The organism is Bacteroidota bacterium (genome assembly GCA_034439655.1).
Classification (GTDB): domain Bacteria; phylum Bacteroidota; class Bacteroidia; order UKL13-3; family UKL13-3; genus CANJUD01.
The window spans coordinates 1-10,311 of record JAWXAU010000185.1; the positions used below are offsets into that span (position 1 = coordinate 1).

The 10,311-nt window shown below is 37.1% G+C and carries 8 protein-coding genes; 1 reads left to right on the plus strand and 7 read right to left on the minus strand.

What is annotated here, in order from left to right:
- Nucleotides 1–154 precede the first annotated feature (154 nt).
- The 7 genes from gcvP to SGJ10_14015 all read right to left on the minus strand — a co-directional run bounded on the left by gcvP (nt 155) and on the right by SGJ10_14015 (nt 8,628).
- A complete protein-coding gene (gene gcvP / locus SGJ10_13985) occupies nt 155–2,989 on the minus strand; it encodes an aminomethyl-transferring glycine dehydrogenase (protein ID MDZ4759232.1) in 2,835 nt (944 codons plus the stop codon).
- Between the two features lie 741 nt (nt 2,990–3,730).
- Nucleotides 3,731–4,114, minus strand: a complete 384-nt coding sequence (locus SGJ10_13990; GenBank protein ID MDZ4759233.1) for a metallophosphoesterase — start codon at nt 4,112–4,114, stop codon at nt 3,731–3,733.
- A gap of 98 nt (nt 4,115–4,212) precedes the next feature.
- Nucleotides 4,213–4,488: a metallophosphoesterase gene (locus tag SGJ10_13995; GenBank protein MDZ4759234.1), complete on the minus strand. Its 276-nt coding sequence runs from the start codon at nt 4,486–4,488 to the stop codon at nt 4,213–4,215.
- Between the two features lie 12 nt (nt 4,489–4,500).
- On the minus strand, nt 4,501–5,085 hold the full coding sequence (locus tag SGJ10_14000) for a hypothetical protein (protein ID MDZ4759235.1): 585 nt from the start codon (nt 5,083–5,085) through the stop codon (nt 4,501–4,503).
- Between the two features lie 796 nt (nt 5,086–5,881).
- A complete protein-coding gene (locus SGJ10_14005; protein MDZ4759236.1) occupies nt 5,882–7,402 on the minus strand; it encodes a GH3 auxin-responsive promoter family protein in 1,521 nt (506 codons plus the stop codon).
- A gap of 67 nt (nt 7,403–7,469) precedes the next feature.
- Entirely contained in the window at nt 7,470–8,108 is a 639-nt protein-coding gene (locus SGJ10_14010) for an MBL fold metallo-hydrolase (protein MDZ4759237.1), read from the minus strand.
- Nucleotides 8,109–8,313: 205 nt separating this feature from the next.
- Complete coding sequence (locus SGJ10_14015) at nt 8,314–8,628, minus strand: DUF4783 domain-containing protein (protein ID MDZ4759238.1); 315 nt, start codon at nt 8,626–8,628, stop codon at nt 8,314–8,316.
- 339 nt (nt 8,629–8,967) lie between these two features.
- Here SGJ10_14015 and gpmI point away from each other — a divergent pair.
- The coding region (gpmI, locus tag SGJ10_14020) for a 2,3-bisphosphoglycerate-independent phosphoglycerate mutase (protein MDZ4759239.1) at nt 8,968–10,311 on the plus strand (1,344 nt) is incomplete at its 3' end.

Here is a 10,311-nt window from a genome sequence, read left to right on the forward strand (position 1 = left end):
ATTTTGAAATGACGAATTTTGCGAATTAACATTAGATACAAAAGTAAATAATATAGTTAAAGAAAGAAATATGTTTTTCATACTTATCAATTTGCTTTTTATCGGCGTCAGCCCCTTTAATAATTAACCCCGCCGCGGCGGGAACCATTATATATTACGCCTCCGCATACGCTTCAGTTGGAATACAAGTACAAACCAAATTCCTATCGCCATGTGTATTATTTACACGTCCTACACTTGGCCAGAATTTGCGGTCTTTTACCCATGCTAGTGGGAACGCAGCTTTCTCACGACCATAAGCGTGATTCCAATTATCGGATATAACAACATGGGCAGTATGTGGTGCATTCTTTAATACATTATCTATTTTATCAGCAGCACCGGTTGCTATTTCATCAATCTCATTTTTGATACTAATTAATGCTTCACAGAAACGATCGAGTTCTGCTTTTGCTTCGCTTTCAGTTGGCTCAATCATTAAAGTACCTGCAACCGGGAAACTAACTGTAGGTGCGTGGAAACCATAATCCATTAGGCGTTTGGCAATATCTTCAACTTCCACACCTAAGCTATGTTTATATTTACGCATATCTACAATCATTTCGTGGGCACAAGTTCCATTGGTTCCTGTATATAATATATCGAAATGTTTTTCCAATAATGCTTTCATATAGTTTGCATTAAATATTGCATAACGTGTAGCATTGGTCAAACCTTTTTCACCCATCAAACGAATATATATATAACTAATCAATAATATACTTGCACTACCCCATGGTGCAGCAGAAACTGCATGAGTAGCTTTGTCGCCATTTTTCATATCAACCACTGCATGACCTGGAAGGAAGGGAGCCAAGTAGCTACGCACCCCGATTGGTCCCATACCTGGGCCACCACCACCATGCGGAATACAGAAAGTTTTATGCAAATTCAAATGACATACATCCGCACCAATTGCTGCAGGACTTGTTAATCCAACTTGTGCATTCATATTCGCACCATCCATATATACTTGTCCGCCATGTTCGTGAATCATATTACAAATGTCTATAATAGTTTCTTCAAAAACGCCGTGGGTACTTGGATAGGTTACCATCAAACATGCTAAATTATCTTTATACTCAATCGCACGTGCACGCAAATCTTCTACATCTATATTTCCATTGGAATCGGTTTTTGTTACCACTACTTTCATACCCGCCATTACTGCACTGGCAGGATTGGTGCCGTGTGCCGACGATGGAATCAAAGCTATATTTCTATGGCCTTGCCCAATAGATTTTAAATATGCACGAATAACTAATAGTCCTGCATACTCACCTTGAGCACCTGCATTGGGTTGTAATGATATTGCATCGAAACCTGTTATTTCTCTCAACTGATATTCGAGTTCTTCAAATATTTGAGAATAACCTGCTGCTTGTTCGCGTGGAGCAAAGGGATGCATGGCACCAAACTCAGGCCAGGTAACGGGAATCATCTCTGTTGTTGCATTTAATTTCATGGTGCAACTTCCCAAAGCTATCATACTATTTGCTAATGATAAATCTTTTAACTCCAATGATTTTATATAACGCAACATTTCTGTTTCGCTATGATATACATTAAAGTTTGGATGGGTGAGATATTCTGAATTGCGAACTAAATTTACGATGTACGATGTACGATTTACGATTTGTGGAGCTACATTTTTTGCTAAAGCAAAAACAGAAACTATATCATTCAAATCTTTTTCGGTAACGGTTTCGTCTAAAGCTATATATATTTTCCCGAAATCGTAACGGAAATTTATATTATGTTTTTCTGCAAGAGTTTTTATTTCATTGGCGTCACCTTCAACACAAATTGTATCGAAATAATTTTTGCTTGATACGCTGTAACCTAAGTCTGTCAAAGCTTTTGCAAGCGATGCAGCATTGTTATGTATATTTTGTGCGATTGATTTCAATCCTTTGGGGCCATGATATACGGCATACATCGCAGCCATATTTGCCAATAAAACTTGGGCAGTACATATATTAGAAGTTGCTTTTTCGCGGCGTATATGTTGCTCACGTGTTTGCAATGCCATACGCAAAGCACGGTTGCCTTGTGCATCGATACTCACTCCAATTAAGCGGCCTGGCATATTGCGTTTGAATTCATCTTTGGTTGCAAAGAAAGCTGAGTGCGGACCACCATAACCGAGTGGTACACCAAAGCGTTGCGAAGATCCAACTGCTACATCAAAACCCATTTCGCCTGGTGATTTTATGATAGTTAATGCCATTAAATCTGTGGCAGCAACAGTGAAAATTCCTGCAGCTTTTGCTTTGTTGCAGAACTCTGAATAATCAGAAATTTCGCCATGAACATTCGGGTATTGTAATATTGCCCCGAAGAATGATGAATCAAAATCAAAGTCAGCGGCATTGCCAAAAACCAATTCAATTCCAACAGGTTCGGCACGACAAATTAATACATCTTTGGTTTGTGGAAATACATCATTGGCTACAAAAAATTTATCTTTTCCGTCGGCGGCTTGTGCGTGCAACATGTGCATAGACTCAGCAGCGGCGGTACCTTCATCGAGAAGTGAAGCATTGGCAATTTCCAAACCTGTGAAATCGCAAACCAAAGTTTGATAGTTCAACAAACTTTCTAAGCGACCTTGGGCAATCTCTGCTTGATAAGGTGTATATTGTGTATACCAACTTGGGTTTTCAAAAACATTACGTAAAATAACTGTGGGTGTTAATGTTCCATAATATCCCATTCCGATATAGCTGCGGAAAACTTTATTTTTGCTGGCGGTTTCTTTCAACTCGATTAGCAAATCATTTTCGCTGATAGGTGCGGGCAAATTCATAGGTTGCTTGCGGCGAATATGTGCAGGTATGGTTTTGTCGATTAGTTCATCTACGCTGCTCATGCCAAGGGTTTTCAGCATCTCTGTGGTTTCGTGTGCATTGGGGCCAATGTGGCGTTGTTGAAAATTTTTGTCAGACATTTTGGTGCTTGTTGTTAATTTTTATATTGATTAGTGATACCTCTTAAAAGGCCCACAAAAATAATCAAAATAATGGATTTTTTTTGGGGAAAATTTGGACATCTCTGAGCACCTTTTGGAACGTTTTAAACTTTCCAAAAGGTAAACGTACGTTGCACATGGTTGGCGTCCTCACCAATCATTTCTTATTATGTTTATATATAACTATGCGATTGGTGGGATTACGGCAACTGTCTTGAAGATACGAGTCTCATATCTTTCGCGTCCGTAGAGGGACTTTGGAGTAGTGCTTCATTTCTAATACCGACACTCAATATATAATAGTCCAAAAGAAAGGGACTAATCCCCCCGCATTCCGATAATTATCGGGATTAAGCGGGGCTTTCGGGATGTAGTTCGGTATTACCATTCTAAAAACCTAAAATAGTCCAAAGGCTATTTTAGGTTAAGAATTGGTATAAAAACCCCAGAGGGGTGGTATTTTGGTAATAATAATAGAATTGAGCATGCACAAGTCCTGTAGGAACGAACGTTCCATTAACTTAAGGACATTGCCCTCTTGGACTTTAAAACAGTTTATATTTGAGCAAAAGAAGCATGAACACATATCCCAAAGGAATATGATATTGGTAAAAGCATAATGTATGAGTAAGCCCAAAGCCCATTTAGGGACGCGATGTCACAACTTTCGAACAGCAGTGGTGAGGAGACCTACAGCGGAGCAAGAAAGATAAAAATACATCAGACTGCAATTACCTTATCATTTTCGAACACCCTATGTTCACCGTGTGCTACATAACCCAATTGATTAGTAAGCAACATTGTTTTACCAATTGAGAAATCGGGTATATTACAATGATGGTGCCCATAAATCCAATAGTCAATATTTGATTGCTCGATTAAATCATATAATTCTACCGCAAATGCCTCATTCAAAATAGTATTTTTGTATTGTGGAGGGTAGTTCAATAAAGTAGGAGCATGGTGAGTAATAACCACATTTGTACAATCATTATTTTCTGATATTGTCGAATTTATAAAACTCAAACTTTCAAAATGCAATTGATTATATTGTGTAGTGGATAATCTAATATTATTAAATTTTATCACCCTAAAATCATTCATACTTCTTTCAATTTCCCATGATTTTTGTTCGCTTATTTTCGACCAAAGTGTTGAGAAAATAAATTGAATGCCTTGTTGTTGAATAGAGATATTATTTATTAAGAAAAGATTGTTTTTATTTTTTCATTCAAGACACCACATTTTTTCGCCAAATCAAAATGATCGTATTCATGATTGCCTGGCAACCAATATACAGTTTCGAAATTATCGGCACAGAAATTGAAAAAATCTTTATGCTTATCCATTGAAGCAAATGGCACAATATCGCCAGCCAACAATAGAATATCGCCCACAGACTTTATTGGAAATTCTTTTAGAAAAGCCTTGTTTTCCGAAAATTCCAAATGCAGATCAGAACAGTATTGAATTTTCATTTCTAGAAATATTTATTCCCTTTTAGATTTAACTCGCTTTATTACGCTTTCTAAATAGTTCATCAACGATTCTCCTTCTTCAATTTGGACAGATTGAAAACCCTCCGAAAACATATTCAATAAATCATTATATGCTTTAAAGTTTTCTTTTAGTATATCTTCGCTTTCTGTCTCCCAATATTTCCCTTCATCTGTCATCGTAAAATCACTAAAATATTTTTTGCTAAGATATCTCAATAAACCAACAACTAGCATATGTGTTTTGTAATCTGCAAATTGTGTTTTGGTGCAAAGCATATATAAGTACTTTTGCTCGTCTTCATTTGTGCTTTTGCCAAAAAACTTTAAGCCTGCTTTACTACTCATTCTTCCATTAGACAAAAAACAACAGGATACTGTTTCACATTCAGGTGGAGTAAGACTTATACCATATATATTCCTATTATATTTTTCATCGAATGAACTTGAAGGAAATTCAGTTTCATAAACAGTATATTTCCAATTAAATATTTCAACAATATCTTTTACCTCCGCCACCATTTCGCCCAATGATGCTCGCGGATTGAATCTCCCATTATAATGTATTGTTAATCCCATTTGATTGCTGTGTCAATTGATCTATTTGCAAATAATATGTCGACAAAAATAATAAAGGAAAGGATTATGTTTTAAACAAGTTTTATAATAATAATTCACGAGTTCACCTTTTGGAAAGTTTAAAACTTTCCAAAAGGTGAACGAAATCATTCCACCCCCAACTTCGCTTTCAATTCATTCAAATCCTCAATGAGTATCAAACTATCGGGAACCTTGGCGACCGTTTCATAAATCTCAGGCCACAAATTTGAATAACGAATTAATACAAAATCATTAGATTTGAATTCAGGAGTAATTTACTGATAGCAGCACCCATTCGGTCGCAGAAGTTAATATAATAAAAAATGAAAGTGATATGGCGAAACTATACAATGACTTTTTCAATCTGTTGTTATCATACTTAAAGAAAAAATTGACGCCATAAATCCACAATAAAAGTCCGAGAATTACAAAAAACAAAGTGGGCATATAATCATTAATCCACCAATTGCAATAGGTAAGCAAAAAACCTCCAATGAAAAATATGAGGCCGAGTATTTTTAGTTTTTTGGTTAGTGGCATTTTCTATAATAATTAATATGTTTCAAATCTATAACGGATTATATATAATTAAAAAATGAAAATAGTAAGATGCTGAAACGAGTTCAGCATGACGTCGCAACGGCAATGCAGTCCAACGTTCATATATAAATAGATTTTTGATAATTATATTTTTAACTAAACCCTGAAACAAGTTGCCATTGACCTATTTGTAGAATTGTAAAAAATTATTCCTCAGCATAACGGTTCGTCTATACTACAACCCCTTCACAAATTTCTTCCAATCCTCCGCAATTTGCCCTTTTAATACTCTAGGAAATTTTACCTGTGCACCGCCTTTGCCTTGGGCTGCAAGGAAGTTATTGAACTGCTCGTTAGGAATATAATATACATTCATGCGTTTGAGGGCATGGGTGCGTTCTACTATATAGTCATCATTCAATTCGCCCAACTTGGCGTCGAGTTTTTCTTTATATATAATTGTATCAAAAGGCTTATCACTTCCTATATACCAATCGTGGCCAATAGGTCCATCATCAGTTACACCTATTACACAAAATTCATTACTAATTAATCCCATTTCATTGCTCACAAAATTGAACGCATCATTCATATTTTCAACAGAAAGATGCTCTCCGCATAGACTCAGGAAATGTTTCGTACGTCCTGTAATTTTTATTTCTATATGTTTGAGCGAAGTGAAACGAATCGTATCACCAATAAGATAACGCCATGCTCCTGAACTGGTGGTAATAGCCAAGGCATAATCAACACCTTCTTTTACTTCCATCAATGATAATACTTTTGCATCTGGCAATATATTACCATCACTATCAAAATTTTCTTCATTGAAAGGAACAAATTCAAAATAAATACCGTTGTTCAAAAGCAATTTCATTCCATGCACATAGGGCCGTGCTTGAAAAGCCAGAAAACCTTCACTTGCCAAATAAGTTTCCCAATAATGCAAAGGTTTGCCACACATGGCATCTATACTTTTCCTATAAGGCTCAACCGATACGCCACCCCATATATATAGGGTAAGGTTAGGCCATATATCATGTATGGTTTTCACCTTATATCTTTCTATAATACGTTCGAACAAAAGCTTTACCCATGCAGGCACTCCAGCAATAGTTCCAGGATCCCAATTGGGGGCATTCTCTATAATATCTTCAATCTTTTCATGCCAATCTTTTAACGCCCTAATTTCGGGTTCGGGTTTGGTATAAGGCTCAAACCAAAACGGCACATTGCCGGAGGTGATACCGCTGAGGTCACCACTAAAATTAAGTCCATTAGACTGCAGGGTGGTGCTGCCGCCAATCATCAAATAATGTTTGTTGAGTACACCTTTTGGTATGTCTTTGCAACGTGCAATTCTTAAAAGTTGTTTGGCACTTCCACGGGTTATATATTTAATCGTGCTTTTGGTAACGGGTATATATTTGCTCGCACCTTCGCTGGTGCCGCTGCTCAATGCAAAATATTTCATTTTGCCCGGCCATGTTACCGATTCTTCGCCTTCATAAGCCTTTTGCCACCAAGGATGCATGGTAGAATAATTAGACAAAGGTACTTTCTCTTTGAAAAGGGCCATCACATTATCATTAAATACAATAGCAGAAAAGTGATAATGCTGCCCAAACTGGGTATTGCCTGCTTTTAAAAGTAATCTTTTAAGTGTGCGTAATTGTGATGCATGAGCCCGCTCAATGGGGTTTCCAGTCCTATTGCCACTTAAGGCTTTCCTCACAATTTGCGTAATACTTGTCATTAATTTTTATTTCCTTGCACCGCAAGCCAATACCGCAAATTAAACGCTATTTATCAATACAAAAAAATTATGCTTGTAAAAATGGGTTATTGATTTTCTCAAACCCAATGGTGGTGGGCTCTCCATGACCACTGTACACTTTACAATCGGGGGGCAAGGCAAATAGTTTGTTTTTGATAGAACTTATTAGAATATCATAGTCGCCACCGGGCAAATCGTAACGCCCAATACCTTGACGGAATAATACATCGCCTTGGAAAATTTCGTTGCTTGTTTTATTATAATAACCCAAGTGACCAGGAGCATGCCCGGGCAAAAACAAAACTTCCAAATTTGTATTGCCAAAACTAAGTGTATTGCCTTCTTCCAAATATATATAATCGGCGATGGGCATTGTAATATTGAAACCCATTGAAGCACCCCAAAGTATGCTATGTTCCATGGTAGCAATATCTATTTGGTTTATATATACGGGTATATTCCATTTGCCCACACAAAATCCTACACCCAATACATGGTCGATATGCCCGTGAGTAAGTACTACTTTCTCAGGAATTAAATTATTTTCAGTAATAAAATCAGATAGTATTTTTTCTTCTTCTCTATTATGACAACCGGGATCTATTATAATACATTGATTTGTATCATCCCATAATATATAAGTGTTTTCGTAGAAAGGGTTGAAGGTGAATTGCTTTGAATACATTTTTGATAGGGGTCGGTTCGCCGCGGCGAACGGGATTTAGGATTCGGGGTGGCTTACGCAAGGAAATATTTACAAGGTAGGAGGTAGGATTTTGCTGCTGCCATTATATTTACGATTTTTTATTGATGCGTGATTGACGATTATGGTACAATTGACAGAAGTGCAAATAGACTGCGTAGCCCAATGGTAAATTATAAATCATACATCATTCAATTCTAAGTTCTGTAATCAAAAAACTCCCAGAATTGCTTTTCATCAATATATAAATTTTATAAATGCCCGCATTGGTTTCAAGTTTTCCATTAATAAATTTTGTAGCGGCATCGCTCACACCTTTGTTGCTGATGGTGAAATTTTTTGGTTTGTTTTTAGCAAAAAAATCTTTCAGTATCATTTCTGCTTGGGTCTTACTATAGGTTTCCTCTCTGCCCATAATGCTGAGTTCGATGGAAGTATTGAAACTGCTGCTCAACTCAGTGGCATTGCCTGCTTTGATGTTTCGGGCGATTTTATCGCTCAAATCCTCGGCAAAAAAAGATATAAAAGCTGCGAAAACAATATATATAAAGGGCATTCGGGATAATATTTTTAGACTGCAAACTTAGCGAAAATTATGCCGAAAACAAAACAGAAGCAGTGGTTAGCCCGCCGCGGCGGGCAGTGGTTAGTAGTTAGTACCACCTGCTTGCCGCAGACAGGTTCGGCGTCAATAACTTTGATTAGACAACTGATTACTGATTACTAAATAACGGTCTACTGACAACTGATTACTGCCCGCCGCGGCGGGCTGATTACTGACCACTATTAACTGACTACTGACGACCAGCTACTAACTTTGCATTTTAATTTATAAACAACTATGAGTGATAAAGTAATATTAATGATTTTGGACGGCTGGGGCAAAGGACAAGCATACGAAGGCAATGCTATAGAACTTTCAAAAAATAAATTTGTAGAAGGACTGGCTAATCAGTATCCCATGGCCTATTTGCAAACAAGTGGCGAAGCGGTGGGATTGCCTGATGGACAAATGGGAAACAGTGAAGTCGGACATTTGAATATTGGTGCGGGACGTGTAGTATATCAACAATTGGAAATTATCAATAAAGCTTTTCGTGAAAACAAAGTAGCCGAGATTTCTTGTTTTGCAAATGCCATAAAGTATGCTAAAGAAAACAACAAAGCTTTCCATTTATTAGGTTTGGTGAGTGATGGTGGCGTGCATGCATCAATGGACCAGTTGATGAGATTATGCGATATATTAAAAGATAGCGGATTGAACCAAGTATATATTCATGCATTTACCGATGGCAGAGATACAGATCCTAAGTCGGGCAAAAACTATATAAATACTATTTGCGAACATATAGAATTCACTGCGGCGAACAATATAAAACTTGCAAGTATTATAGGTCGATATTACGCCATGGATCGAGATAACCGTTGGGAACGCGTTAAGCTTGCCTACGATTTGTTAGTAAATGGGAAAGGGACTATATATAAAAATGCTATAGAAGCCATAGAAACATCCTATAAAAATAATATAACTGATGAATTTATACAACCTATTGTATTAAGTGAAGATGGTATAAATCCGATTGCAAAAATACAAGATGGCGATGTAGTTTTGATGTTCAATTTCCGCACGGATCGTGGCCGTGAGCTCACGCAAACCCTTTGTCAACAAGCCTACCCAGCGTTTGATATGAAGCCTCTGGATTTGCACTTCCTCACCATGACTATATATGATGAGACCTATAAAAACGTACAAACACTTTTTCAAAATGATGATTTGGTAATGACACTTGGTGAAGTATTACAGAAATATCATAAGAAACAAGTTCGCATTGCAGAAACAGAAAAATATCCGCATGTCACGTTCTTTTTCTCGGGCGGCCGCGAAAAACCTTTTGATGGTGAAACAAGAAAAATGTGCCCTTCGGCCAAAGTAGCCACTTATGATTTACAGCCCGAAATGAGTGCCGAAGATATAAAAAATGCAGTACTAGAAACTATACAAAATGAGGATGCAGATTTTATTGTAGTAAACTTTGCAAACCCTGATATGGTGGGGCATACAGGCATTTTATCGGCCGTGGTAAAAGCTATAGAAAAAGTAGATGATTGCACCAAACAAATTGTAGCACAAGCCATTGCAAAATTTTGGAATGTACTCATTACCGCCGACCATGGCAATAGCGAA